Source organism: Streptomyces sp. W1SF4 (assembly GCF_003950035.1).
In the GTDB taxonomy this organism is placed as follows: domain Bacteria; phylum Actinomycetota; class Actinomycetes; order Streptomycetales; family Streptomycetaceae; genus Streptomyces; species Streptomyces racemochromogenes.
The window spans coordinates 5,419,109-5,443,071 of record NZ_CP034350.1 but is presented as its reverse complement, the minus strand read 5'-3'; the positions used below and the strand labels follow the sequence as shown (position 1 = coordinate 5,443,071).

Below are 23,963 nucleotides of genomic sequence, written 5' to 3'. Positions count from 1 at the left end.
CCTGTCCCCCTACCTCGCTTTGTGCGCCCATACGGTGACTGCACGTCATCACCTGGAGGTGCACGATGATCCGAGGCTGGCATGCCTCACCGACGCGCGGAGCGCAGCCGAGCACGGACCACGAAACCGGCGAAGTCCGGATCCCGGTCTCCCTCTTCGATGTGGACGTCCACCAGGGGGACAGTGAGCTCGTCCTCAGCCGCCGCGAGGCCCGCATGCTGCTGGAGCACCTCACCAACCCCACCGCAGCGGAGGACGCCTCGTGAGCGGACTCCAGAGCGTCGACTACCGGCCAACGACCGACCGCGCCAGCCGAGACGTCCTGAGCCTCGACACCCCGGACGACACGACGATGGGGCTGGCAGCGCTACCCCTCCCCAGCGCCGACCTGCTGGACCGCGCGCGAGCTGGCTGGGAACGCTTCACCGGCAGCACCTCGGCGGTGGCCGATGAGTGAGCAGTACGAGTACGTCCCTCACCGCCTGCTCCGGAAGCGCGTCCGCGACATCGCGTCCGGTGTCGAGGGCGAGCTGATGGCCGTGGTCAACGAGAACGTCTCCACCACCGGGATCGAGCGCTGGGTGGAGCTCGCGTACATCCGGGGCGCGTCCGGCCGGGAGTTCACCACCGCCGTCGGAAACGTCCAGCCGGCGGCGGGCCAGTGACCGGAACGCCCGTGGACGCGCACTGGCACGCCTACGGCTACACCGGCCCCCGGGGCTACTTCCCGCACCACGAGCGGGACGCCCCGACCGACCCGGCATCCTGGCTGGGACGCCCGGCATCCGAGATCATGGCGACGCTGTCAGGGCCCGAGGACGCCGAGGCCTGGATGCGGCAGCAGCTGGCCGCGCTCCCCGGAGCCGAGGGCGAGCCCGGATATCTGTCGGCATCCCTCTACCTCCGAGAGAACCTCTACGCCGCTCAGTCCACGACGGCTTGGGCGTCGTACAGGGACCGGCATGACCGCCACGTGCTGCGGCTGCTGGCCGCATGCCCGCAGCCCTCGGTCCGGCGGTACCCCTGGGAGAAGCCGCCGCCCTCCTGCCCGCTGGGCGAGCCCAGCCCCTAAGACCCCCGGCCGTCCGTGCGGAACGGCGCCGCACGGCCGGCCGGGCCCCTGCGCGCCCGCGCACAGCTCACGAACTTGAGAGGAGGGATCCCCGTGGATCCGGATTGCCAGATGGGACCCAGCTGCCCGCGCTGCGGCGGCACCGACCCGTCCTGCACGGCCTGCGGCGGACTGCCGGACGAGCCGCGCCAGAACCGCTGACACCCGCCCGGCCGCGCATCTGCCAGGACCCGCGGCCGGACGAGGCCCTTGTACCTCCCGACTCACCAAGGAGGCACCACATGAGTACCACCACCCCGCCCGCCACGACACTGAAGTTCGCGTGGCTGGAGCTCACCCGCAACTGCAACGAGATCTGCACGCACTGCTACGCCGACTCCGGCCCCGGTCTCGGCCACGGCACGATGACCGTCGCGGACTGGGTCAGGGTCATCGACGAGCTCGCCGACATGGGCGGCCTCGACGTCCAGTTCATCGGCGGGGAGCCGATGCTCTACCCGGAGCTGCCGGAGCTGATCGGCCACGCGGCCGGCCGCGGTCTCGGGATCGAGATCTTCTCGAACATGACCCACGTCCGGCCCGCGGTCTGGGAGGCGATCACCGAGCACGGGGCGAAGCTCGCGACCTCGTACTACTCCGACGACGCGGCCGAGCACGACGCCATCACCAAGCTCCGGGGCTCCCACCGGAAGACCCGCGCGAACATCGAGCGGGCCGTCGAGCTCGGGATCCCGATCCGCGGCGGCGTGGTCTCCCTCCGCGAGGGCCAGCGCGCCCAGGGCGCCGTGACGGACCTCCAGTCCATCGGCGTGCAGCAGGTCGGCGGGGACCGGATGCGTGCGTTCGGCAGGGCCAGCCAGGGCGCCCGCCCGCAGATCAAGGACCTGTGCGGGCACTGCGCGCACGAGAAGTGCGCCATCGGTCCGGACGGCGCCGTCTGGCCGTGCGTCCTCGGCCGCTTCATCGACGTCGGCAACGTCAAGGAGGAGGCGCTCGTCGACATCTGGAGCGGTGACCGGATCACCCAGGCGCGAGCTGAAATCGCCGCCGTCCACGGCGCCGGCGCCGCCGCCTGCACGCCGCCGCAGTTCCTGCCGATGTGCGGGCCGTGCGGCCCGTGCGTCCCGTCGGTCAAGCACTGCGACCCGCAGGAAGCCCCGCTTCAGGCCGCTACGATCGCCACCACCTGACCCCACCTGGAGGACATGATGGACCCGCACGGCGAGAGCTTCCTCGGCTGGCCCGCACCGCCCGGCCAGGAGCGGACCGAAGCCCAGTGGACGGCGATTGCCGGGCAGGTCCGGCACGCCGCGAACAAGCTCGGCGACCCGCTGCCGCTGTGCATGCCCGGGGAGCCGCAGCAGTGCGGCCGGTCCGCGCAGCAGCACGCGCTGGCCTGGGCGGCCGAACTCAAGGCCCGCTCGCACCACCTGATCGAGTCGTACGCCCCGTCAGCCGAGGCCGGCACCTACGCCGCGGGGGCGCTGTACAAGGAGCGCCTGGAAGCGCTGCGCACGCCGCGCGCTTGACCGACGGCCCCGGCCGGCTCCCCCGTCGGCCGGGGCTACGGCCTGGTCGTGGCCCGTGGGTGGAGTGCGACTAGAGCGGGGCTGGACCTGGGGCTCCAATGGGGATCCGGCCAGTGCGGAGACGCTTTTCGGCCAGTACCGTGTGGTCATGCCAAAGTTGAGGCGCACCCTCCGGTTAGGGTGACCTAATCCCGCACCAGGTACGACAGCGGGACCCCGATCGCGTCCGCGATCAGGATCAGCGAATCCAGGAGCGGGCTCGACTTCCCTCGCTCGATGTTCACGTACGTCGCGCGATCCATGCCGTTGGCCCGCTCAGCCACCCGCTCTTGGGTCAGGTTCCGTTCGAGCCGCGCCGCCCGAATCTGTTCACCGATACGCCGTCGTCTCGCGAGGACGGACTCTGGGATTGGAGTAGCGCGCGGCACCTGCCCACGCTGGCGGGATCATGGAATTTTGTATGTAGGGTGCACCCTACATTGAGTGATCTTCTATGCGTGCGGGCATCACCCCCGCACCCCATACGGCCCTCCCCGTCCAGCCCCCCAGGCGGCGGGAGCGGCCCGGACGCGGGGCCCCGGACGCGGGGCCCCGCTTCTACTTCCAGCCGATCCGCACCGAATCGGAATCCCAGTACCCACCGCCCGGCTGCCGGCCCCGACGGGCACGGTAGATCGTGACCGTCACGAGGTACGACAGCACAGCGCGGCGCCGAGAGAGATCCAGGGCGTTCCAGGCCGCCTCCACATCCTCGGCAAGGACGAGCCCCGCCACCGGGTTCACGGACACCGCGCGAGACAGAAGGGCCTCCGCGTCCGCAACGCGCTTCTTAGCCCCAGCGGACGCCACCGACCACGACCGGAGGTCCATCTCGCCGCGCCCCAGCGCCGCAGACAGCTCGTCGAGCAGCTCCCGAGCCTCTTTCATGTCCTCCTGCGCCCCTTGGACGTCTACAGGCTCTTCACGCGCGAGCAGGAGATCGGACGCGTCCGGCCGGGAGAGACGCTCCAGCACGGCAAGCTGCACCATGTCGTCCACCAGGTCCCGACGCCGACTGACGTGCCCCAGGCAGCGATAGGCCGGCATCTGGTTCTTCACTGGGCCGGACCCGCAGGTGCCCGAGATCACGGGTTTGCCGCATTCCCCGCAGGTGTAGATGCCGGTGCCCAGCGATACGCGCGCCGTCCTGCCCACGTTTGTTCGCCTGGCGGGGTCCGTGAGGAGCTTCACGACGCTGCGCCACGTGGCTTCGTCGAGGGCCGCCGGCCACTGGGCGGCGGCAACCTCCTGCCCGCGGTGCTCGCGGATACCGGCATTGCGGGGGCGCGCGAGCATCTTCTTGACCTCGTTGGGCCCCCATTCCCCGCCGGTGGACGTCTTCACGCCCCGCTCGTTCCACTCCGCAGCAACGGAGCGGAGCGACGCCCCGGCCAGGATGGCCTGGGCGGCGTACTGGATATGGGTGACCTCTTCGTCGATCGGGGTGAGGCCGTCGATCTCCCACCCAAACGGGCGACGCCCCCCGAAGTGCTTGCCGTGCTGCGCCATCTGCTCGCGCGCCCGCTTCTGCCGCTCGATCATGCGCTCCACCTCGTAGCGGGCTTGCACGCCGAGCTGGCGGGCGATCATCCGGCCCGTGGCCGTGGACAGGTCGAGGTGGCCGGCCTTGACCGTGCGGGTGTCGATCTGGCGTGGCTCGCAGACGTCGATGTACTCCTCAAGCTCCAGGGGGCGCCGGTGCAGGCGGTCCGTGTGCCAGGCGAGGATGCAGTCAGTTCCTCCTGCGCGCATGCCCTGGAGCATGCGGAGATAGTCGGGGCGGGGCTTACCGGAGTAGGCGCTGAGGTCGTTGTCCTCGAAGTAGTCGACGATCCGGTACTCGGCCTGGGGTGTGGACAGCTGGTGCACCAGGGCGTCGATGTCCTCGAACTGGCGGGTGACGCCGAGCCCTGCGCCCTCGCGGTCGGAGCTGATCCGGGCGTAGGCGTAGCAGCGGATCACGCGTCGCCCGGAGGGCGTTGTGAGAGCTGTCATGGCTCTATGCTGGCACTTTAGTAGTGCCTTTGTCTGGCGTTTGCCAAATCGAAATGGGCGCCGGACTTCGGCACGGACGCCGGGCTGAGTCCGACCGTGAGCTTCTTCTGCGGCCAGGGGGCGCCCGAGTTCGCCACGGCGGCCCGTACCCGGTCGCGGCTCTCGACCAGGGTCTTGTCCGGCAGTCCCACCAGCGTGAAGGCCGCCACCCCGGGCTCCAGGTCGGCCTGTACCTCCACCAGTACGCCCTCGACGCCCACCAGGGCCACCGAGCAGGCCCGCGCGAACCCCATCAGGCCACCCCCCTGACGTGCTCCACCACGGGCGCGCCGCGCCGGGGCAGGAGGACTCCGACGAGGTCGATCCGCACCCCGCCCGGCGGCGGGCCCCCGTGGTCGGCGAGCCACCGCCCGGCGAGCCCGCGCAGCCGGTCGGCCTTGCCGGCCCGGACGGCGGCCATGGGATGTTCGAACGCGCCCTCGCGGCGCGTCTTGACCTCGCACACGACGAGGGCGTCCCCGTCGCGGGCGACGATGTCGATCTCCCCGGCCCGGCACCGCCAGTTCCTGGCGATCACCGTCATCCCGGATTCGGTCAGCCTCCGCGCGGCGAGCTCCTCGCCGTACCGCCCCAACGCCTGCCGTGCCACGTCCTTCGCGTCCATCCGGCACCACCTCCACCGCTGACGGTCCCGGTTCCGGACGCAGCGAGTGGATCTTGGTGGACAACCGGCGCGTTGTGGACGACCGGCTCACCCCTGGGGGTGAACCGGCCCGCGGGATCAGCCCGGCAGGTCGGCCCCCGGCAGTTCGAGGTCGCTCTTGTTGAGCTCCTCGATGTTCACGTCCTTGAAGGTCAGCACGCGCACCTGCTTGACGAAGCGGGCCGGCCGGTACATGTCCCAGACCCACGCGTCGGCCATGGAGACCTCGAAGAAGACCTCGCCCTGGACCGAGTGCACCTGCATCTCGTAGTCGTTGGTGAGGTAGAAACGTCGTTCGGTCTCGATCACGTACTTGAACAGCCCGACGACGTCGCGGTACTCCCGATAGAGCTTCAGCTCCATCTCGGTCTCGTACTTCTCGAGGTCCTCGGCGCTCATGGCATGTTCCCCTTCAGCCGTGCGTCCCCCTATTGTGCGCCAGCGCCGTACGCCCCTAAACGATTTCCGGGGCGAGGACCACCGGAGCGCCCGGAGGACCGTCGTCGAGCAGCGTCCGGAGCAGCTCGGCCAGTCTGGTCGGGTACACCGTCTCACGCGCCGCGAGGAGTTCCTCGGAGGTCCACCACCTGGCCCCCGTGACGCTGCGCCGCTCCAGCTCCGTGAGGCCGCCCATCACGGTGTCGGTCTGGGCGGTACGGGCCAGGAAGTACCACTCGTCCTGCTCCCAGCGCCTACCGTCGAAGGGGAAGGAGCAGTACCGGTGCCACAGGACCGGCCCCAGTTCCACCTCTGTGATCCCGGTCTCCTCGGCGAGTTCCCGCAGCGCGGCCTGCTCCCGGCTCTCGGTGCCCTCCAGGCCCCCGCCGGGGGTGAACCACCAGTCGTCGGCGGGATCGTCCGGCTCGAAGCCGTGCAGCAGCAGGATCCGGTCCTCGGGATCGAGCAGGACCACCCGCGAGACCTTGCGCGGCGTCCCGGACGGCTCAGCGGCCATCGGAGCCCGCCCTGCCGCGCCCGCGTCCCAGGAGCCGCGCGAGCGGCCCGTAGGCCCCGCCGAGCAGCACCAGGGCCCCGCCGACCAGCACCGCCGTCACCTGGAGCCGCAGCGGGCCGGGTGCGGAGGTCCCGCCGGGCAGGGCGGCGAAGACCTGCGGCCGCTCCAGCATCTTCGCGTCCGGCCAGGCGAGGGCGTCCACGCGGGCCGCGACCGCGGACCGGGGCACCGTTCCCTGGCCGGCTTCCTGGAGGTGCGAGCGGGAGTCCAGCGAGCCGCCGCGCCGGTCGCCCAGCAGGAAGAGGTTGCCCTCGGGCACCTTCACCTCGAACGGCGTCGTGCCCGCGGCCGCAGCGCCGTCGCCCTCCCGGTCCAGGTACGGCTCGTCCAGCGGCCGGCCGTTGACGGTCACCCGGCCGCCCTGCCCGCAGCAGGAGACGGTGTCGCCGCCGACGGCGACGACCCGCTTGACCATGGGCGAGTTGCTCCACACGGTGTCGGTGAAGACGACCACGTCACCGCGCCGCACCTCGCCGCCGTCGATGCGCTCGGCCAGCACCCGGTCGCCCGGCCGCACCGTCGGCACCATCGAGTCCGTCGGCACCGTGTACGGCTGGTAGACCACGGCGCCCCAGACGAAGCCCCCGAGGAACAGCACGAAGCCGACGGCCACGGCGATCCCCGACAACGTGTTGCCGAGGCCGCCGCGGCCGTCCTTGCGCGCGCGTATTGCCTGCGTTCCGCCCATTGCAGCGCCCCCATGACTCGGAGATCGTCGACCTGGGCGGCACCCTACCGGGCGGTACGCCCCTTGGTCAGCCTCCGCCTGCGCCACATGACCAGGGGAACCGCCCCGACGAGCCCCAGCGCGGCCGGGGTGACCCCCGCCGCGCCCGCGCCGCTCGCCTGCGGCGAGTGCAGCGGCGCCGGGGGCTGGTTGCCCAGGCCCGGCTGGTCGAAGGTGTCCGGGACGGGGAGCGTGGCCCAGCGGGTGACGGGCCACGCCACCACGACGGCCCGGCCGACGACGTCCTTGACCGGGACGAAGCCCTGGGTGGAGTCCTGCTGGTGGTAGCGGGAGTCCTGGGAGTTCTGCCGGTGGTCGCCCATCACCCAGATCTTGCCCTTGGGCACGGTGATCGGGCCGAAGGGGAAGTCGTCGCAGGCGCTGTTGCCGGGGAAGATGTACGGCTCGTCGAGCGCCTTGCCGTTGACGACGACCGGGCCGCCCTTCTTGCACTCCACGGTGTCCCCGCCGATGGCGATGGTCCGCTTGATCAGGTCCTTCTCGTCGGCGGACGGCATCAGGCCGATCTTGCTCAGGATCGTCTGCGCGATGTTGGGCTCCGGGGTGGGTTCGCCGGCCAGCCAGTTCGCTGGGTCGTGGAAGACCACGACCTCGCCGCGCTCGGGCTCCGAACCGAACCACGGGGTGAGCTTGTCCACCAGCACCCGGTCGCCGCGCTGCAGGGTGTTCTGCATCGAGTCGGACGGGATCGAGAACGCCTGCACCAGGAAGGTCTTGATCAGCAGGGCCAGCAGCAGGGCGATACCGATGAGGAGCGGGAGCTCCTTCCAGAAGGAACGCTGCGGCCTCTCCGCCTCGGCGCCCTCCTCCCCGGTCTCGTGCCCGACGGCGTCGTCCGGCCGCTCCTCGCCCTCATCGCGTCCGGATCGTGCGCCTACCGCCACGTCCCCCACATCCACTCCTCACTCGGAAACCGCTGCCCGCACCGGAACAGGAACGGGCCCTCCCCTCCCCTAACGAGCGGGAGTTCCCTAAGGCGCGGGAGACCAGGGCCACACTATGCGAAGGGCGTGCTCCGACGGCGCCGACGGGGCCCGCGCCGCCGTCCGCCCCGTACGGGATCGGGCACCTGCAGGAAGGTCGCCGGCTGGTCGAGTCCGCGCCAGTGGTCGAAGGGCCAGGCGATCACCACCGCCTGCCCGACCACGTTCTTCTCGTCGACGGTGCCCTCGAAGGCCTCGTCCAGGTGGTAGCGGGAATCGGCCGAATTGGCGCGGTGGTCGCCCATGACGAAGATCCGCCCGGCCGGTACGCGCACCTCGAATCGGATTTCGGAGGGGGCGTTGCCGGGTGACACGTAAGGCTCATCGAGCGGCGTTCCGTTGACGGTCACCCGTCCCCGGGCGTCACAGCACTTGACCGTGTCGCCGCCGACGCCGATGACCCGCTTGATCAGATCCTGTTCGTCCGCCGAGGGCAGCAGGCCGATGAAGGTCAGGGCCTGCTTGATCTGCCTGACGCCCGCCGGATCCGGTTCGGGCCTCGCGGCCTCGCCCTTGAGCCAGCCGCCCGGGTCCTTGAACACGACGACCTCGCCCCGCTGGACCTTCGAGCCGAACCACGGGGTCAGCTTGTCCACCAGCACCCGGTCCCCGATCCGGATCGTCTGCTCCATGGAGCCGGAGGGGATGAAGAAGGCCTGCACCAGGAAGGTCTTGAGCAGCAGGGCTATGCACAGCGCGACCGCCACCAGCAGCGGCAGTTCGCCCACGCGGCGGGTGCGCCTGCGCCGGCGGACCTTGCGCGCCAGCCGGCGCCGCTCGGCCCGCCCTCCGGGCTCGACGGGCTCGACGGGCTCCACGGGCTCCACGGGCTTCACGCCCTCGGCGTCCTCGGCGTCCCGCGCCTGACGCTGGGACGCGGCGGGCTCCCGGGCGGGCGCGGGTCCGGGGCCGCGCCGGGTCCGTTCGGACCGTTCGGGCCGTTCCGGCTCGCCGCCCCGCCCGGGCTCCGGACGGCCGGCACCCCGCGGGCGCCCGCGGCTACCCATGCGGGCCGTCCCCGGTCCGCGCCGCGGGCACCGAACCCCAGCGCGTCACCGGCCAGCCGATCCAGTCGGCCCGCCCGATCACCTTCTCCACCGGCACCATTCCCCCGCCCGGCTCCCCCAGGTGGTCCCGGGAGTCCCGGGACTGGGAGCGGTGGTCGCCCATGACCCACAGGGTCCCCAGGGGAACGGCGATCCGGAAGGGCACCTTCGAGGCCGGGTCTCCGGCGTACAGGTAGGGCTCCTCCACCGGGACTCCGTTGACCTGGATCCGGCCGCCCTGGTCGCAGCACACCACGTCGTCCCCGCCGACACCCACGACCCGCTTCACGAAGTCGGTGTCGGAGGGCTCCGCGAGCCCGAGCGCCGACAGCGCGCCGTGCACGGCGTCGCCCACCGGGTTCCCGCCCGCGGGCTCCCGTACGAAGGAACCGGCGCCGTCGAAGACCACCACGTCCCCCCGCCGGGGCTCGGCGCCGAAACGGTAGGCCAGCTTGTTGACCAGGACCCGGTCCCCCACCTGCAGGGTCGGCTCCATGGAGCGGCTCGGGATCTGGAAGGGCTGGACCACGAAGTTGGCCAGCAGGAGCAGGAAGACGGCGCAGCAGACCCCGATCAGCCCGGCCCGCCGCCAGGACCCGGAGAAAGCAGAACGCGGCCGCCCCTCCCCCTGTTCGGGGGAGGAGTGGCCGCGCTGTGTGAGCTCTGCTTCGGTGTCCATCGGGTGGGAGCCTATCCGGCCGCCCCCGGGACCCGGAGAGGAGATCAGCGGTCGCGCTTCTCCTTGATCTTCGCGGCCTTGCCGCGGAGCTCACGGAGGAAGTACAGCTTGGCGCGACGCACGTCACCGCGGGTGACGAGCTCGATCTTCTCGAAGATCGGGGAGTGGACCGGGAAGGTGCGCTCCACGCCGACGCTGAAGGAGACCTTGCGGACGGTGAAGGTCTCGGAGACGCCAGAGCCCTGGCGACGGATGACAACGCCCTTGAACTGCTGGATACGGGAGCGGTTGCCCTCGATCACGCGGACGTGCACGTTGATCGTGTCACCCGGGCGGAAGGCCGGGACGTCCGAGCGCAGGGAGGCGGCGTTGACGCCATCGAGCAGGTGAGACATGTTGTTCGTCTGCTTTCTTCGCACGACGCCACAGGTCGCCGGTGCGGGTTTCCGGAGAGAATTCGGGAGCCGTGCCACACCCCGTACGGCGATCCCCCTGTGGCAGGAGCGTACGGAAGCACACAGCAGCCGCCTATTCTTCCACGGCCGGCGGCCTGCGCCAAAATCGTCCGTCCCCGGACGGCTTCCAGCCCAGGATGCTGAGGATCTCGCGGTCCTTCTTGTCGAAGGCGGAGGCCTCGCAGCGCTCGATCAGGTCCGGGCGGTTGCGGGCGGTGCGGCGGAAGGCCTCGTCCCGGCGCCAGCGGGCGATCTTCCCGTGGTGACCGCTGAGCAGCACCTCGGGGATGCCTCGGCCGCGCCACTGCGGGGGCTTGGTGTAGACGGGGCCCTCCAGCAGGTTGGCCATCTCACCGGGGGCGAAGGAGTCGTCGCGGTGCGATTCGGCGTTGCCGAGCACGCCGGGCAGCAGCCGGGCCACGGCTTCGGTGACGACCAGCACGGCCGCCTCCCCGCCCGCGAGGACGTAGTCGCCGATGGAGACCTCGTAGACCGGCATCCGCGTCGCGTACTCGTCCATGACGCGGCGGTCGATGCCCTCGTACCGGGCCGGGGTGAAGATCAGCCAGGGGCGCTCGGAGAGCTCGACGGCCAGTTCCTGGGTGAAGGGCCGGCCGCTGGGCGTGGGCACGACCATGACCGGGCCGTGCGCGCCGGACTCGTAGCCGTCGGCCAGCGCCGAGTCCAGGGCCTCGCCCCAGGGTTCGGTCTTCATGACCATGCCGGGGCCGCCGCCGTACGGGGTGTCGTCGACGGTGTTGTGCCGGTCGTACGTCCAGTTCCGCAGGTCGTGGACGTGTACGTCGAGCTGGCCGCGGGCCCGCGCCTTGCCGACCAGGGAGACGTTCAGCGGTTCCAGGTACTCGGGGAAGATCGTGACGACGTCGAGCCGCATCAGGCGTCGTCCCCGGACTTCTCGCCCCCGGCCTTCGCGGCGTCAGCGGCGGCCCCGTCGGCCTCGGCGTCCCGCGCGGAGGCGATCACGGCGTGGTCGTCGATCAGCCCGGGCGGCGGGGTGATGACGCAGCGCTGCTCCTCCAGGTCGATCTCGGCGACGATCTCCTCGACGAAGGGGATCATGACCTCGGTGCCGTCCGGGCGCTCGACGATGAAGAGGTCCTGCGAGGGCAGGTGCGAGATCTCGGTGATCCGGCCGATCTCGGTGCCGTCCTCGAGCACCACGTCCAGGTCCATGAGCTGGTGGTCGTAGTACTCGTCCTCCTCCTCGGGCAGCTCCGCCGGGTCGACGTCCGCGATCAGGAGGGTGTTGCGCAGCCCCTCGGCGGCGGTCCGGTCCTTGACGCCCTCGAAGCGGAGCAGGAGGCGGCCGCTGTGCACCCGGCCCGTCTCGATGGTCAGCGGACCCGCCGACGCCGGGTCGGTCCGCAGGACGGCGCCGGGCGACAGACGCAGCTCCGGCTCGTCGGTCCGCACCTCGACGGTGACCTCACCCTTGATCCCGTGGGCGCGGCCGACCCGCGCTACTACCAGCTCCACCACATTCTCCTGTCAGGACGACAACGGGCCGGGGCGGGCTGCATGCCCTCCCCGGCCCGTGCCGGTGTTCAACTGCTCAGCGGACCTGGTCCACGTCGACGAGGTCGACGCGGATCCCCCGGCCGCCGATGGCGCCCACGACGGTGCGCAGGGCACGAGCGGTGCGGCCGTTGCGGCCGATCACCTTGCCGAGGTCGTCGGGGTGGACCCGGACCTCCAGCACCTGCCCGCGGCGCAGGTTGCGCGAGGCGACCTGCACGTCGTCGGGGTTGTCCACAATGCCCTTTACGAGGTGCTCAAGAGCCTCCTCGAGCATGCTCAGGCCTCGGTCGACTCGGCGGCGGCCTCAGCCTCGTCCGCCTTCTTGTCGGCCTTCTTCTTCTGCGTGATGGCCTCGCCCTTGCCCTCGCCGACGCCCTCGAGGGCCTTGGCGAACTCGTCGAAGGAACGACGCTTGTCTTCCTTCGTCGCCGGCTGCAGCAGCGGCGCCGGGGCCGGGAGGCCCTTGTGCGCCTGCCAGTCACCGGTGAGCTTCAGGATGGCGAGAACGGCCTCGGTGGGCTGGGCGCCCACGGACAGCCAGTACTGCGCGCGCTCGGCGTTGACCTCGATGCGCGAGGGGTTGTAGGTCGGCTGGTAGATGCCGATCTCCTCGATCGCGCGACCGTCCCGGCGGGTGCGGGCGTCGGCGACGACGATGCGGTAGTGCGGGGAGCGGATCTTACCGAGGCGCTTGAGCTTGATCTTGACTGCCACTGGAGTGGTGTCTCCTGAACTTGACGTGGTTGGGCACTTGAGATGCCACGTGGGGTTGCGGTACTCGGATGCCCGATGGACGCGTCAGCCGGAGGAGAGAGGGGTCCTATGCGACTGTCGAGTACAGCTGCCCATTGTGCCACACGCCCGCGATGCCTCCGAGCGGGAGGGACCGCCCCGGCGCCCCGGACCGCGGGCCGCGGCGCGGGCGGCAGCACCGGCCGGACCGGCCCCGCCCCGTCAGCCCGGACCGGCCCCACCGGACCGCGCCGCACACCGGCGGCCGCGCTCAGGACGCGGCCGCGGTGGCGACCTCGGGGATCCGGAAGGGCTTCATGCAGCCGCCGCAGACGATCGGCGCCTGCGCCAGCACGGAGGGGACCACCCGCACGTTGCGCCCGCAGTCGCAGACCGCCTTGACCCGTACGCCGCCGCCCGAGGAGCCGTGCCGGGCCGCCGGGCCGCGGAAGCTGCGCTTGGTGTCGGCCGCGGTGGCCGCCGTATGCGCCTTGAGGGCGCGCTGGAGCCGCTCGATGGTGGGGCGGTAGCGCTTCTTGGCCTCGGGGTTGAGGGTGACCAGGGAGAACCCGCTGCTGGCGTGCGGCTCCTCGGAGTGGTCCAGCCCCATCTCCTCGGCGATCGCGAGGAATCTGCGGTTGTGGTAGCGGCCGGCGCGCGAGGTGTCACGCACTCCGCGGGCGGCGGCGATGCCGTGGACTGCCTCGTGCAGCAGTCGCTCGAAGGAGAGTTCGGCGCCGCAGGCGGACGAGGACTCTCCGATCAGGGACTCGGGCGCGGCAAGGTCAGGCAGCTCGGGGTGGTACCGCTGAATGTCGGCCCACGCCTGCGCCAGCTCTGCGGCGAGAACAGGTGGTGTCGTGCTCACGTCGTGACAACGAGCCGGGGTGCCCCGGTGTTCCGATTCCGGGCCATTCCAAATTTTTTGCACGTACCAGTCAGTTCACTCTGATGCGTCCTGACGAGGACGGGTGCGCATATCCCAGGAGGAGTCGGTACGTAAGGAGGGCTATCGACACCGACGCCCCCGGTGCGCGGCCGGAGCCGCACGCCAGGGGCGCCAGGGGGAGATCAGTACGAGCGCGCGACGATCGCGAGCGTACCGGGGGCGTCGTCGGCCACCGGGACCGACCCGTCCTCGGCCACCAGGCAGCGCACCGACACGGCCTGCTCGCCCAGCTTGGCCTCGCCCTCGGGACCGAGGTCGGCCCACGGGATGCGCGCCCAGCCGCCCGCGATGGCGGCCTCGGCGGCCTCCTCGATGGTGGCGACGTCGCTGGTACGGGCCTCGCGGCGCTCGCGGGACTCGCGCAGCAGCTGCGCCTGGTCCTCGTCGAGGACCTTGGGCAGCAGGTCGACGAGGGCGTCGATCTGGACCGGGGTCTTCCCGCCCGGGATCCGGCGGGCCAGCATCGCGGTGCCGGCCTCCAGGTCGCGGGGGCCGATCTCGATGCGCACCGGTACGCCCTTGAGCTCCCAGTCCACGGCGCGGCGGCCGAAGGGGGTGTCGACGCGGTCGTCGACGTGCACGCGGATGCCCGCGGCCTTGAGCCGGTCGCCCAGCTCGCGGACCTTCGCCACGGCCTCGTCGCCCTTGATCGCCATGACGACGACCTGGACGTTGGCCAGGCGCGGCGGCACCCGCAGGCCGTTGTCGTCGCCGTGCGACATGATCAGACCGCCGACCATGCGGGTCGAGACGCCCCACGAGGTCTGCCAGACCAGCTCCTGCTGGCCCTCCTTCGACAGGTACTGGGTGTTGAAGGCCTTGGCGAAGTTGGTGCCGAGCTCGTGGCTCGTGCCCATCTGCAGGGCCTTGCCGTCGCCCATCATGCCCTCGAGGGTGAGGGTGTTGATGGCGCCGGCGAAGCGCTCCTTGGCGGTCTTGCGGCCGAGCACGACGTCGATGCCGAGCACGTTCGTCATGAAGTCGCCGTAGACGTCGCGGTGGATGCGGGCCGCGTAGTCGCGGGCGTCCTCGTACGTGGCGTGGGCGGTGTGGCCCTCCTGCCAGAGGAACTCGCTCGTACGGAGGAACACGCGGGGGCGCATCTCCCAGCGGACCACGTTGGCCCACTGGTTGATCAGCAGCGGCAGGTCCCGGTAGCTCTGGACCCACTTGGAGAAGTAGTCGTTGATGATCGTCTCGGACGTGGGCCGGACGACGACCGGCTCCTCCAGCTCCTTGCCGCCGCCGTGGGTGACGACCGCGAGCTCGGGGGCGAAGCCCTCGACGTGCTCGGCTTCCTTCGTCAGGTACGACTGCGGGATGAAGAGCGGGAAGTACGCGTTCTGGGCGCCGGCCTCCTTGATGCGGGCGTCCATCTCCTGCTGCATCCGCTCCCACAGGCCGTAGCCGTACGGGCGGATGACCATGGTGCCGCGGACCGGACCGTTGTCGGCCAGCTCGGCCTTGTTGATCAGATCCTGGTACCAGCGGGGGAAATCCTCCGCCTGCGGGGTGAGAACGGGTGCCTTTGCCATGGCGCGAATGGTACGGCGCCGGGCGGGTCGAGCGTGAATCGGGTGGCGCGCTCCTCTGGACGCGGGGGCGAATGGGGAGTTCCCTGGCAACGGGGGCAAGGGGGCGAGACGGAATCAGGAGCGCTCTTTCGATGACACCGACGCCGACGGCCACGCTCGTCGCCCGGGACTGGGCGGAGATCCAGGAACGGATGCTGGTCCCGCTGTACGAAGCGGTCTACGACCGGCTGGAGATCGGGCCGGGTGACCGGCTGCTGGGCCTCGACTGCGGGGCCGGGCTGGCCCTGCTGCTGGCCGGCGGGCGGGGTGCCGCCGCCACCGGCGTGGAGGCCGATCCAGCCCGCCGGGCGCTGGCCCGGGAACGGCTGCTGGAGGTGGTGGCGGCTCCCCCGGTCCCGGCCGCGCGCCCCTACGACGTGCTGCTCGCCTTCGCGCCCTCCCCCGACGCCCTGGCCGCGGCCCTGCCCGCGGTCCGGCGGGGCGGGGCGGTGGTGCTGGCCGGCTGGGGTCCGCCGGAGCGCTGCACGGTACCGGCGGTGCTGGGCGGGGGCCCGGCGGCGCTGGACCTGGACGCGCTGGCGGCGCGGGCGCGGCTGGTGCCCGACGGGTCGGGGCGGGTGTTCTGCCCGTTCGGGTACGCGGACGTGGACAGCGCCGTACGGGGGCTGCTGTCGACGGGGCTGTACTCCGCCGCGGCCGATGCCGCCCAGGCGGAGAAGGAGCTGTCGGAGGCGCTTCACCCGTACGAGCGGACCGACGGCACCGTCTGGCTGCCGAACATCTTCCGGTACGTCGTCGCCCGGGTGGCCTAACCGGGCGCCTTATTTCGCGAGCCGGGGGATGCCGGCCGCCTGGTAGGCCGCCTGCTCGTCCAGGGTCTCGGCCTCCAGGAGGGCCTCGGCGAGGGCGTCGAGCTTCGGCCGGTGCTCGCGCAGCAGGCGGCAGGCCTCCTCGTAGCACTCGTTGACGATCCGGCGCATCTCGTGGTCGACGACGTCGAGGGTGGTGGGGGCGGCGGCCAGCCCGTACGGTCCCTGCCCGTCGGAGGGGACGGCGGTGAGCTTGCCGACGCGCTCGCTCATGCCCCAGCGGGCGACCATGCCGCGGACGATGTTGGTGACCTGTTCGAGGTCGTTCTCGGCGCCGGTGGTGATCACGTCGTAGACGGTCTGCTCGGCCGCCATGCCGCCGAGCGCGCCGATGATGCGGCCCCGGAGGTACTCCTCCGTGTACGCGTACCGGTCCGCGTCGGGCGTGGAGAGGGTGACGCCGAGCGCCCGGCCGCGGGGCACGATCGTGATCTTGCGTACGGGGTCGGCGCCCGGCTGGAGCATGCCCAGCAGGGCGTGGCCGCTCTCGTGGTAGGCCGTGCGGCGGCGCTCCTCCAGGGGCATCACCAGGGGGCGTTCCGCGCCGAGCTGGACCTTCTCCAGGGCGTCGGAGAGGTCCGCCTGGGTGACCTGCCGCTGCTTTCGCTTGACGGCGAGCAGGGCGGCCTCGTTGGCCAGGTTGGCGAGTTCGGCCCCGGTCATGCCGGGGGTGGTCCGGGCGACCTGGGCGAGGTCGACGCCGGCGGCGAGCGGGATGTCGCGGGTGTGGATGCGCAGGATGGCCTCGCGGCCGTCCCGGTCGGGCGGGGAGACCACGACCGTGCGGTCGAAGCGGCCGGGGCGGGTCAGGGCGGGGTCGAGGACGTCGGCCCGGTTGGTGGCGGCGAGGACGACGACGCCCTCGGAGCCGGAGAAGCCGTCCATCTCGGTGAGGATCTGGTTGAGGGTCTGCTCGCGCTCGTCGTGGCCGCCCAGGCCCGCGCCGCCGCCGCGTACCCGGCCGATGGTGTCGATCTCGTCGATGAACACGATCGCGGGGGCCACCTTGCGGGCCTCGGTGAAGAGTTCCCTGACCCGGGAGGCGCCGACGCCGACGATCATCTCGATGAACTCGGAGGCGGACGCGGAGAAGAACGGCACCCCCGCCTCGCCCGCGACGGCCCGCGCGAGCAGGGTCTTGCCGGTGCCGGGAGGACCGGCCAGCAGGACGCCACCGGGCATCCGGGCGCCCATGTCGTGGTACTCCCGGGGGTTCTTGAGGAAGTCGACGACGTCGTTCAGCTCGCCCTCGACCTCGTCGATGCCGGCGACGTCGTCGAAGGTGGTGCGCGGGGCGCCCGCCTCCAGTTCCACGGGCTTGGGCGGGCCCTTGCGGCCGAGCCCGCCCATCCCGCCCATGGCCGAGCCCATCCGGCGGGCGATGAGCAGCCACAGGCCGACGAGGAGCAGCATCGGGGCGAGGGAGATCAGCAGGTTGGCCAGGAAGCTGCGCTGCTCGACCACCGGGGAGGCGGTGACGGTGACGCCCTTGGCGGTGAGGTTGGACCACAGCTGGTCGTCGGCGAAGGCGGGGCGCTGGGTGACGAACTTGGTGTAGTCGCCCTCGCCGCCGGGGACGGGCCGCTTGCTCTTGAGCTGGCCCTGGATGGCGTCGCCCTTGGAGTAGATCTTGGAGACGTTCCCGTCGGAGACCTGCTTGCTGAACTCCGTGTAGGAGATCGTCGGCTCGTCGCCCTCGTTGAAGAAGGACAGCACGAGGTTGGTCAGCAGGAAGACGATCAGGGCGGCGAGGACCAGTCCGCGCCAGCCCCCGCCGGGGAGCTTGCGCTTGGCGGGCGGGGACGGCGGGGCGCCTTCGGAGCGCCAGGGGGTGTCGGCCCGGTCGCGCGGCGGTACGGGGGTGGGGCTGGGCACGTGGGCGCCTCCTTATGCCGTCATGCCGTCCTCCCGGCCGACCATAAGCGACAAATCGACCCACTGCCCCGCGGACGCGACAGGGCCCCGGACGCGTGACGCGCCCGGGGCCCTGTCGCGAGGGCTCGCCGCCCCGCTACTTCATGAACTTCTTGAACTCGTCCGGCAGGTCGAAGTCCTGACCCGGCTGGCCGCCTCCGGCGGGGAGCCCGAACGGGTTGCCGTCCGCGGCCGGAGCGCCCGGCTGCGCGCCCTGCTCGCGGCGGGCCGCTGCCGCGGCCTCCTCTTCCTTGCGCTTCATCGGGTTGCCGCTCTTGCGCTTGCCCTTGGCCTGCTTGACCTGCTTCTTCTGCCGGCCGGGGCCGCCGCCCATGCCCGGGATGCCGGGCATGCCGGGCATCCCGCCGCCCTGGGCCATGCGGGACATCATCTTGCGGGCCTCGAAGAAGCGCTCGACCAGCGACTTGACGGCGCTGACCTCGGTGCCGGAACCCTTGGCGATACGGGCGCGGCGCGAGCCGTTGATGATCGTCGGGTCCTGGCGCTCGGCCGGGGTCATCGACTTGATGATCGCGGCGGTGCGGTCCACGTCGCGCTCGTCGATGTTGTTGATCTGGTCCTTGATCTGACCCATGCCCGGCAGCATGCCGAGGAGCTTGGAGATGGAGCCCATCTTGCGGACCTGCTCCATCTGGGCCAGGAAGTCGTCGAGCGTGAACTCCTTGGGGCCCTTGGCGAGCTTGGCCGCCATCTTCTCGGCCTCGGCCTGCGAGAAGGTCTTCTCGGCCTGCTCGATGAGGGTGAGCATGTCACCCATGTCGAGGATCCGGCCCGCCATGCGGTCGGGGTGGAAGGCGTCGAAGTCGTCGAGCTTCTCGCCGTTCGAGGCGAACATGATCTGCTTGCCGGTGACGTGCGCGATGGAGAGCGCGGCACCACCGCGGGCGTCACCGTCGAGCTTGGACAGCACCACGCCGTCGAAGCCGACGCCGTCGCGGAAGGCCTCGGCGGTGTTGACCGCGTCCTGGCCGATCATGGCGTCGACGACGAAGAGGATCTCGTCGGGGCTGACGGCGTCGCGGATGTCCGCGGCCTGCTGCATCAGCTCCTGGTCGATGCCGAGGCGGCCGGCGGTGTCGACGATGACGATGTCGTGCTGCTTGGCACGGGCGTACTCGACGGAGTCCTTGGCCACCTGGACCGGGTCGCCGACGCCGTTGCCGGGCTGGGGCGCGTAGACCGCGACGCCGGCGCGCTCGGCGACGACGCTGAGCTGGTTGACGGCGTTGGGGCGCTGGAGGTCGCAGGCGACCAGGAGCGGGGTGTGGCCCTGCCCCTTCAGCCAGAAGCCGAGCTTTCCGGCGAGGGTGGTCTTACCGGCACCCTGGAGACCGGCCAGCATGATCACGGTGGGCGCGGTCTTGGCGAAGCGCAGCCGCCGGGTCTCGCCGCCGAGGATCGAGACGAGCTCGTCGTTGACGATCTTGAGGACCTGCTGGCCCGGGTTCAGGGCCTTGGAGACCTCTTCGCCGCGGGCGCGCTCCTTGACGTTCGCGATGAAGGAGCGGACCACGGGGAGCGCGACGTCGGCCTCGAGGAGGGCGATACGGATTTCCCGCGCCGCAGCGTCGATGTCCTGCTCGGAGAGGCGGCCTTTGCCCCGGAGGGACTTGAAGGTCGCGCTGAGGCGGTCGGAAAGCGTATCGAACACGGTGGTCGCGATTCCTCGGGTCGGGGGCGTGGTGGTCGTCCCCCAGGGTATCCGCCCGTTCCCCCTCCCGGGGGCGGGGTCGCCGGCCCCGCCCCCGGGAGGGGGCTGCGGTCACGTCAGGGCGGCCTGGACCTGGGATGCGAGCGCGGCGGCAGCCGGCGGCGGGAGGGGTTTGCCGTCGGGGTCGACGACGTAGACCGTGTCCACCGCGTTCGCCCCCAGGGTGGACACGTGCGCGCTGCGTACCCGCACCCCCGCCGAGTCCAGCGCCCGCCCGATCCGGTGCAGCAGCCCCACCGCGTCGGGGGCCCGCACCTCCAGGACCGTGGCCAGGGGCGAGACGTCCGGGACCACGGTGACGCGCGGCGGCGGGGGGACGACCCCGCGCCTGCGCGGGTACGCCGCCTCGCGGGCGGCGAGCTTGGCCGGGACGTCCAGGGTGCCGTCCAGCGCCCGCACCAGGTCGGTCCGCAGCCGGGCCGCCTGCGGCAGCGCCCCGAACTCCGCGGCCACCCGCCAGCGCAGCACCAGCACCTCGCCCAGGTGGTCCGGAAGCTCCAGGAACCGCAGGTCCGCCGCCCGCACCGTCAGCCGGTGCAGGGCCAGTACCCCGGACACCGCCGGCAGGACCCCGGGCTGGTCGGGAACGGCCACGACCAGCTCGACGCCGACGGCCTCGTCCTCCTCCTCCCGCGCGTGCAGCGTGAGCACCGGCTCCCCGGTGCGCAGCGCCTCCAGCGCGAGCCGCTCCTGCTCGGCGGTGGGAAGGTCCGGTTCGGGGCCGGCCGGCGGGGCTCCGCTCAGCACGGCGGCGACCCGCCGCACCAGGTCGGCGACGAGGGAGCCCCGCCAGGTGCTCCAGGCGGCGGGCCCGGTCGCGAGGGCGTCGGCCTCGGTGAGGGCGTGCAGGATCTCCAGGGTGCCGGCCGACCCCACCGCCCGGGCCACGGCGGTGACGGTCGCCGGGTCGTCGAGGTCCCGCCGGGTCGCGGTGTCCACGAGCAGCAGGTGGTGGCGTACGAGCGTGCCCAGTACGGCGGTGTCCTCGGCGTCGAAGCCCACCCGCGCGGCCATGTCCCGGGCGATGGTCTCGCCGACGACGGAGTGGTCGCCGGGCCAGCCCTTGCCGATGTCGTGCAGCAGGGCCGCCATCAGCAGCAGGTCCGGCCGGCCCACCCGGCGGGTCAGCGCCGAGGCCCGTACGGCCGTCTCGATCAGGTGCCGGTCCACCGTCCAGGTGTGCACGGGGTTGTGCTGGGGGCGGCAGCGCACCCGCTCCCAGTCGGGCAGCAGCCGGGTGATCAGCCCCTCGGCCTCCAGCGCCTCCCACACCCCCACCGTCGGCTCCCCCGCGCCCAGCAGGGTCAGCAGCTGCTCCCGGGCCTCCGCCGGCCACGGCACGGGCAGCGGCCGGGCCTGCGCGGCGAGGCGGCGTACGGCGTGCAGCGAGACGGGCAGGCCCGCCTGCGCGGCCGCGGCGCCGAAGCGCAGGGGCAGTACGGGGTCCCGGTCGGGCCGGGCGGCGAGGGCGAGGACGGCCTCCCCGTCGGACTCCACCACCCCCTCGGCCAGCGGCGCCCGCTCGGCGGCGGCCGCCGCGCCCCGGGTCCCGAGGAGGCCGCGCAGCCTCGGCCGGGCGGCGCGGGCGCGCAGCACCCGCCCGACCTCCCGCCAGGTGACGTCGCCGGCGTAGGCGACGACCCGCGCGGCCTCGTACACCTCGCGCAGCAGCGCGTCGGCGTCGAGCAGCCCCAGCCGGGCGGCGACCTGGGGCTGCTCCTGGAGCGAGAGCCGGTCGGTGGCCCGGCCGGTGACCAGGTGCAGCGCGTCGCGCGCGTCCAGCAGCCGGCGCCGGGCGTCGGCGAGCCCCTCGCGCGGGGCGTCGGCGAGCCAGGACGCGGCGACGGCCCGCAGGACGGTGATGTCGCGGAGGCCGCCGCGGGCTTCCTTGAGGTCGGGTTCCAGCAGGAAGCGCAGCTCCCCGGCCCGCTCGGCCCGCTCCCGGCACAGGGCGTGCAGTTCCGGGAGGCGTCGGGTGGCCTGGTTGCGCCAGTCGGCGAGCACCGAGGTGCGCAGCCCGGCGAGGAGTCCGGCGTCGCCGGCGACGAGCCGGGCGTCCAGCAGTCCGAGGTGGGCCTTGAGGTCCTCGGCGGCGGTCTTGCGGGCCTCGGCGGGGGTGCGTACGGAGTGGTCCAGGGCCAGGCCGAGGTCCCACACGGGGTACCAGAGGCGGTCGGCGAGGGTCTTCAGCGCGGCGGGCCGGGCCTTGCCGTCGTGGAGGAGCAGCAGGTCGAGGTCGCTGCGCGGGGAGAGGTCGGCGCGGCCGTAGCCGCCGACGGCGACGAGGGCGGCGCCGCGTACGCCGCTCTCGCGTGCCGCCCGCGCGAACTGTGCGTTCAGCCACTGGTCGGTCAGTGCGGACAGGGCGGAACGCCGGGAGGGCCCGGACCGCGACTCCTCCTGGAGGAGTCGCAGCCGGGCCTCGGCGTAGCCGCCGGGTCCGGAGCCGGCCGGGTCGTCCTGCGTGGTCTCTTCGGCGCTCGTCACCCTGCGGCTCCCGTCGTCTAGAGGGCGTCGGCGCCGCGCTCGCCGGTGCGGACCCGGACGACCGAGTCCACGGGGACGCTCCACACCTTGCCGTCGCCGATCTTCTCGGTCCGGGCGGCGCTGACGATGACGGAGATCAGCTCTTCGGCCTCCTCGTCCTCGACGAGCACCTCGATGCGGATCTTCGGTACGAGGTCCACGGTGTACTCGGCGCCGCGGTAGACCTCGGTGTGGCCGCGCTGGCGGCCGTACCCGCTGGCCTCCGAGACGGTGAGGCCCTGGACCCCGAAGGAGTGGAGGGCTTCCTTGATCTCGTCCAGCTTGTAGGGCTTGACGATGGCGGTGATCAGCTTCATGCGTCGACCTTCTTGCTCGCGGCGGCGGAGGCGGGTGCGGTGGTGGTGCGTGCGGAGATCCCGCCGCCGGCGCCGCTGAAGTCGTAGGCGGTCTCGGCGTGCTCGACCTGGTCGATGCCGGAGACCTCGACGTCCTCCGCGACCCGCATCCCGATGGTCTTGTCGAGGAGGAAGGCCATGATCGCCGATACGACGAGGGAGTAGGCGAGGACGGAGAAGACCCCGATCGCCTGCTTGCCGAGCTGTTCGAGGCCGCCGCCGTAGAAGAGGCCCTTGGCGTCGGACTGGACGCCGCCGGTGGCGAAGAAGCCGACGAGCAGGGAGCCGGCGATGCCGCCGACGAGGTGGACGCCGACCACGTCGAGGGAGTCGTCGTAGCCGAACTTGTACTTCAGGCCGACGGCCATGGCGCACAGCACACCGGCGATGGCGCCGACGGCGATCGCGCCGAGCGGGCTGACGGAGCCGCCGGCGGGGGTGATGGCGACGAGGCCGGCGACGGCGCCGGAGGCGGCGCCGAGGGTGGTGAAGGAGCCGTGGCGCAGCTTTTCGTATCCGAGCCAGGCGAGCATGGCGGCGGCGGTGGCGACCTGGGTATTGACGAACATGACGGCGCCGACGCCGTCGTCGTTGCCGAGCCAGGAGCCGGCGTTGAAACCGAACCAGCCGAACCACAGCAGGCCGGCGCCGAGCATGACCAGGGGGAGGCTGTGCGGGCGCATCGGGTCCTTCTTGAAGCCGACGCGCTTGCCGATGACCAGGATGACGCCGAGGGCGGCGGCGCCCGCGTTGATGTGGACGGCGGTGCCGCCGGCGAAGTCGATGACGCCGAGCTCGAAGAGCCAGCCGCCGGCGCCCCACACCCAGTGGGCGACGGGGAAGTAGACGACGGTGACCCACAGGGCGGAGAAGAGCGCCCAGGCGCTGAACTTGACGCGGTCGGCGAGGGCGCCGCTGATCAGGGCGGGGGTGATGACGGCGAACATCAGCTGGAAGACGGCGAAGACGTAGACGGGGATGGTGTAGCCGTCCCACAGCTCGGTGAGGCCGATGCCGCTGAGGCCGACGTAGTCGGAGTTCCAGCCGATCAGCGAGCCGGTGTCGGTGCCGAAGGCGAGGCTGAAGCCGTAGAGGACCCAGAGGATCGTGACGATCCCGAGGCTGATGAAGCTCATCATCAGCATGTTGAGGCTGCTCTTGACGCGGACCATGCCTCCGTAGAAGAAGGCGAGTCCCGGGGTCATCAGCATGACCAGGGCGGAGCAGATGAGCATGAACCCGGTGTTCGCGGCAGACAGGGTCGGGGCGTCTGCTGCGAGGGTCGTGATGGCTGATGCCATCGGCGTCTCCTCGTCGTCGGTACGTTCGCGTGCGGGCGATCGTGGGAAACCTGAGCGGCGGCGTAAGGTCTGGCCGGTTATTGGCCCTGAGATTCGCGCAGGACGGTTTCCGGCGGCGCCGCTGGGTGTTTCGCGCCGATGACGAAGAGGTCGGGCGTGTTACGCCTCCATGAACCGGTGAGGTACGGGTCCGGTCCGGGTCAGGTGAGGGTCAGGCGGGGGCCGGGCGCACGTCAGGCGGGCGCC

27 protein-coding genes and 2 pseudogenes are annotated in these 23,963 nt (G+C 71.9%); 7 read left to right on the top strand and 22 right to left on the bottom strand.

Features of this window, described 5'->3' with window-relative positions; translation table 11 throughout:
- Positions 1-65: 65 nt before the first annotated feature.
- From D1J60_RS25545 to D1J60_RS25520, 6 genes are all read left to right on the top strand, one after another.
- The gene (locus tag D1J60_RS25545; protein WP_125822647.1) at positions 66-266 is read left to right on the top strand and encodes a hypothetical protein; all 201 of its coding nucleotides are present in this window, start codon (positions 66-68) and stop codon (positions 264-266) included.
- A complete protein-coding gene (locus D1J60_RS25540) occupies positions 263-457 on the top strand; it encodes a hypothetical protein (RefSeq protein ID WP_125822646.1) in 195 nt (64 codons plus the stop codon). The genes D1J60_RS25545 and D1J60_RS25540 overlap by 4 nt, the downstream gene beginning before the upstream one ends.
- Positions 450-665 carry a hypothetical protein gene (locus D1J60_RS25535; protein WP_125822645.1) on the top strand — a complete coding sequence of 72 codons (216 nt, stop codon included), beginning with the start codon at positions 450-452 and terminating at the stop codon, positions 663-665. The genes D1J60_RS25540 and D1J60_RS25535 overlap by 8 nt, the downstream gene beginning before the upstream one ends.
- The gene (locus tag D1J60_RS25530) at positions 662-1,072 is read left to right on the top strand and encodes a hypothetical protein (protein ID WP_125822644.1); all 411 of its coding nucleotides are present in this window, start codon (positions 662-664) and stop codon (positions 1,070-1,072) included. The genes D1J60_RS25535 and D1J60_RS25530 overlap by 4 nt, the downstream gene beginning before the upstream one ends.
- A gap of 281 nt (positions 1,073-1,353) precedes the next feature.
- The gene (locus D1J60_RS25525; protein WP_125822643.1) at positions 1,354-2,262 is read left to right on the top strand and encodes a radical SAM/SPASM domain-containing protein; all 909 of its coding nucleotides are present in this window, start codon (positions 1,354-1,356) and stop codon (positions 2,260-2,262) included.
- 15 nt (positions 2,263-2,277) lie between these two features.
- Positions 2,278-2,601, top strand: coding sequence for a hypothetical protein (locus tag D1J60_RS25520; protein ID WP_241253394.1), 324 nt, complete (start codon positions 2,278-2,280; stop codon positions 2,599-2,601).
- 185 nt (positions 2,602-2,786) lie between these two features.
- On the opposite strand, the gene D1J60_RS38195 is transcribed toward D1J60_RS25520, so the two are convergent.
- The 17 genes and pseudogenes from D1J60_RS38195 to proS form a co-directional block, all read right to left on the bottom strand.
- A complete protein-coding gene (locus tag D1J60_RS38195) occupies positions 2,787-2,924 on the bottom strand; it encodes a helix-turn-helix transcriptional regulator (RefSeq protein ID WP_241253393.1) in 138 nt (45 codons plus the stop codon).
- Positions 2,925-3,198: 274 nt separating this feature from the next.
- Complete coding sequence (locus D1J60_RS25510; RefSeq protein ID WP_125822642.1) at positions 3,199-4,635, bottom strand: recombinase family protein; 1,437 nt, start codon at positions 4,633-4,635, stop codon at positions 3,199-3,201.
- Positions 4,636-4,676: 41 nt separating this feature from the next.
- Positions 4,677-4,928: pseudogene (locus tag D1J60_RS25505) on the bottom strand (magnesium chelatase domain-containing protein); the annotation flags it as partial.
- On the bottom strand, positions 4,928-5,299 hold the full coding sequence (locus tag D1J60_RS25500) for a YraN family protein (protein ID WP_125822641.1): 372 nt from the start codon (positions 5,297-5,299) through the stop codon (positions 4,928-4,930). The pseudogene D1J60_RS25505 and the gene D1J60_RS25500, both read right to left, overlap by 1 nt.
- A gap of 117 nt (positions 5,300-5,416) precedes the next feature.
- Positions 5,417-5,737: a DUF2469 domain-containing protein gene (locus D1J60_RS25495; protein WP_007266836.1), complete on the bottom strand. Its 321-nt coding sequence runs from the start codon at positions 5,735-5,737 to the stop codon at positions 5,417-5,419.
- Between the two features lie 55 nt (positions 5,738-5,792).
- Positions 5,793-6,293, bottom strand: a complete 501-nt coding sequence (locus D1J60_RS25490; RefSeq protein ID WP_125594835.1) for an NUDIX hydrolase — start codon at positions 6,291-6,293, stop codon at positions 5,793-5,795.
- Positions 6,283-7,041: a signal peptidase I gene (lepB, locus tag D1J60_RS25485; protein ID WP_125822640.1), complete on the bottom strand. Its 759-nt coding sequence runs from the start codon at positions 7,039-7,041 to the stop codon at positions 6,283-6,285. Before lepB (D1J60_RS25485) ends, D1J60_RS25490 begins: the two co-directional genes overlap by 11 nt.
- 44 nt (positions 7,042-7,085) lie before the next feature.
- Complete coding sequence (gene lepB / locus D1J60_RS25480; protein WP_125822639.1) at positions 7,086-7,985, bottom strand: signal peptidase I; 900 nt, start codon at positions 7,983-7,985, stop codon at positions 7,086-7,088.
- Positions 7,957-8,920 (bottom strand): annotated as a pseudogene (lepB, locus tag D1J60_RS25475) (signal peptidase I); the annotation flags it as partial. The pseudogene lepB (D1J60_RS25475) and the gene lepB (D1J60_RS25480), both read right to left, overlap by 29 nt.
- A gap of 163 nt (positions 8,921-9,083) precedes the next feature.
- On the bottom strand, positions 9,084-9,809 hold the full coding sequence (gene lepB, locus D1J60_RS25470) for a signal peptidase I (RefSeq protein ID WP_125822637.1): 726 nt from the start codon (positions 9,807-9,809) through the stop codon (positions 9,084-9,086).
- A gap of 44 nt (positions 9,810-9,853) precedes the next feature.
- Positions 9,854-10,204 (bottom strand): 50S ribosomal protein L19, encoded by a 351-nt coding sequence (rplS, locus tag D1J60_RS25465; RefSeq protein WP_007266830.1) that lies wholly within the window; start codon positions 10,202-10,204, stop codon positions 9,854-9,856.
- Between the two features lie 133 nt (positions 10,205-10,337).
- Entirely contained in the window at positions 10,338-11,159 is an 822-nt protein-coding gene (trmD, locus tag D1J60_RS25460; RefSeq protein WP_125594839.1) for a tRNA (guanosine(37)-N1)-methyltransferase TrmD, read from the bottom strand.
- Positions 11,159-11,761, bottom strand: a complete 603-nt coding sequence (rimM, locus tag D1J60_RS25455) for a ribosome maturation factor RimM (RefSeq protein WP_125822636.1) — start codon at positions 11,759-11,761, stop codon at positions 11,159-11,161. Before rimM ends, trmD begins: the two co-directional genes overlap by 1 nt.
- A 76-nt stretch (positions 11,762-11,837) precedes the next feature.
- Entirely contained in the window at positions 11,838-12,077 is a 240-nt protein-coding gene (locus D1J60_RS25450; RefSeq protein ID WP_007266827.1) for an RNA-binding protein, read from the bottom strand.
- A 2-nt stretch (positions 12,078-12,079) separates the two neighbouring features.
- Positions 12,080-12,517 carry a 30S ribosomal protein S16 gene (gene rpsP / locus D1J60_RS25445; protein WP_007266826.1) on the bottom strand — a complete coding sequence of 146 codons (438 nt, stop codon included), beginning with the start codon at positions 12,515-12,517 and terminating at the stop codon, positions 12,080-12,082.
- 289 nt (positions 12,518-12,806) lie between these two features.
- On the bottom strand, positions 12,807-13,403 hold the full coding sequence (locus D1J60_RS25440) for a hypothetical protein (RefSeq protein ID WP_125594841.1): 597 nt from the start codon (positions 13,401-13,403) through the stop codon (positions 12,807-12,809).
- A 203-nt stretch (positions 13,404-13,606) separates the two neighbouring features.
- On the bottom strand, positions 13,607-15,019 hold the full coding sequence (gene proS, locus D1J60_RS25435) for a proline--tRNA ligase (protein ID WP_007266823.1): 1,413 nt from the start codon (positions 15,017-15,019) through the stop codon (positions 13,607-13,609).
- Between the two features lie 131 nt (positions 15,020-15,150).
- Between proS and D1J60_RS25430 the strand changes: the two genes are divergently transcribed.
- The gene (locus D1J60_RS25430; protein ID WP_125822635.1) at positions 15,151-15,831 is read left to right on the top strand and encodes a methyltransferase type 11; all 681 of its coding nucleotides are present in this window, start codon (positions 15,151-15,153) and stop codon (positions 15,829-15,831) included.
- Positions 15,832-15,840: 9 nt separating this feature from the next.
- Here the strand turns inward: D1J60_RS25430 and ftsH are convergent, their stop codons facing one another.
- From ftsH to D1J60_RS25405, 5 genes are all read right to left on the bottom strand, one after another.
- Complete coding sequence (ftsH, locus tag D1J60_RS25425) at positions 15,841-17,763, bottom strand: ATP-dependent zinc metalloprotease FtsH (RefSeq protein WP_125822634.1); 1,923 nt, start codon at positions 17,761-17,763, stop codon at positions 15,841-15,843.
- A 136-nt stretch (positions 17,764-17,899) separates the two neighbouring features.
- Positions 17,900-19,474 (bottom strand): signal recognition particle protein, encoded by a 1,575-nt coding sequence (gene ffh, locus D1J60_RS25420; RefSeq protein ID WP_125594843.1) that lies wholly within the window; start codon positions 19,472-19,474, stop codon positions 17,900-17,902.
- Between the two features lie 111 nt (positions 19,475-19,585).
- Positions 19,586-22,021 (bottom strand): [protein-PII] uridylyltransferase, encoded by a 2,436-nt coding sequence (locus tag D1J60_RS25415; RefSeq protein WP_125822633.1) that lies wholly within the window; start codon positions 22,019-22,021, stop codon positions 19,586-19,588.
- A 17-nt stretch (positions 22,022-22,038) separates the two neighbouring features.
- Positions 22,039-22,377 carry a P-II family nitrogen regulator gene (locus D1J60_RS25410; protein WP_125594845.1) on the bottom strand — a complete coding sequence of 113 codons (339 nt, stop codon included), beginning with the start codon at positions 22,375-22,377 and terminating at the stop codon, positions 22,039-22,041.
- The gene (locus D1J60_RS25405) at positions 22,374-23,717 is read right to left on the bottom strand and encodes an ammonium transporter (protein ID WP_125594846.1); all 1,344 of its coding nucleotides are present in this window, start codon (positions 23,715-23,717) and stop codon (positions 22,374-22,376) included. Before D1J60_RS25405 ends, D1J60_RS25410 begins: the two co-directional genes overlap by 4 nt.
- Positions 23,718-23,963 lie beyond the last annotated feature (246 nt).

What these genes read in the sequence shown, in the direction of transcription:
- D1J60_RS25545 (WP_125822647.1), top strand. Translation starts at nt 66, where the DNA reads ATGATCCGAGGCTGGCATGCCTCACCGACGCGCGGAGCGCAGCCGAGC.
- D1J60_RS25535 (WP_125822645.1), top strand. Translation starts at nt 450, where the DNA reads ATGAGTGAGCAGTACGAGTACGTCCCTCACCGCCTGCTCCGGAAGCGC.
- D1J60_RS25525 (WP_125822643.1), top strand. Translation starts at nt 1,354, where the DNA reads ATGAGTACCACCACCCCGCCCGCCACGACACTGAAGTTCGCGTGGCTG.
- D1J60_RS25520 (WP_241253394.1), top strand. Translation starts at nt 2,278, where the DNA reads ATGATGGACCCGCACGGCGAGAGCTTCCTCGGCTGGCCCGCACCGCCC.
- D1J60_RS25510 (WP_125822642.1), bottom strand. Translation starts at nt 4,635, where the DNA reads ATGACAGCTCTCACAACGCCCTCCGGGCGACGCGTGATCCGCTGCTAC.
- D1J60_RS25500 (WP_125822641.1), bottom strand. Translation starts at nt 5,299, where the DNA reads ATGGACGCGAAGGACGTGGCACGGCAGGCGTTGGGGCGGTACGGCGAG.
- D1J60_RS25495 (WP_007266836.1), bottom strand. Translation starts at nt 5,737, where the DNA reads ATGAGCGCCGAGGACCTCGAGAAGTACGAGACCGAGATGGAGCTGAAG.
- D1J60_RS25490 (WP_125594835.1), bottom strand. Translation starts at nt 6,293, where the DNA reads ATGGCCGCTGAGCCGTCCGGGACGCCGCGCAAGGTCTCGCGGGTGGTC.
- lepB (WP_125822640.1), bottom strand. Translation starts at nt 7,041, where the DNA reads ATGGGCGGAACGCAGGCAATACGCGCGCGCAAGGACGGCCGCGGCGGC.
- lepB (WP_125822637.1), bottom strand. Translation starts at nt 9,809, where the DNA reads ATGGACACCGAAGCAGAGCTCACACAGCGCGGCCACTCCTCCCCCGAA.
- rplS (WP_007266830.1), bottom strand. Translation starts at nt 10,204, where the DNA reads ATGTCTCACCTGCTCGATGGCGTCAACGCCGCCTCCCTGCGCTCGGAC.
- trmD (WP_125594839.1), bottom strand. Translation starts at nt 11,159, where the DNA reads ATGCGGCTCGACGTCGTCACGATCTTCCCCGAGTACCTGGAACCGCTG.
- D1J60_RS25450 (WP_007266827.1), bottom strand. Translation starts at nt 12,077, where the DNA reads ATGCTCGAGGAGGCTCTTGAGCACCTCGTAAAGGGCATTGTGGACAAC.
- proS (WP_007266823.1), bottom strand. Translation starts at nt 15,019, where the DNA reads ATGGCAAAGGCACCCGTTCTCACCCCGCAGGCGGAGGATTTCCCCCGC.
- D1J60_RS25430 (WP_125822635.1), top strand. Translation starts at nt 15,151, where the DNA reads ATGACACCGACGCCGACGGCCACGCTCGTCGCCCGGGACTGGGCGGAG.
- D1J60_RS25410 (WP_125594845.1), bottom strand. Translation starts at nt 22,377, where the DNA reads ATGAAGCTGATCACCGCCATCGTCAAGCCCTACAAGCTGGACGAGATC.
- D1J60_RS25405 (WP_125594846.1), bottom strand. Translation starts at nt 23,717, where the DNA reads ATGGCATCAGCCATCACGACCCTCGCAGCAGACGCCCCGACCCTGTCT.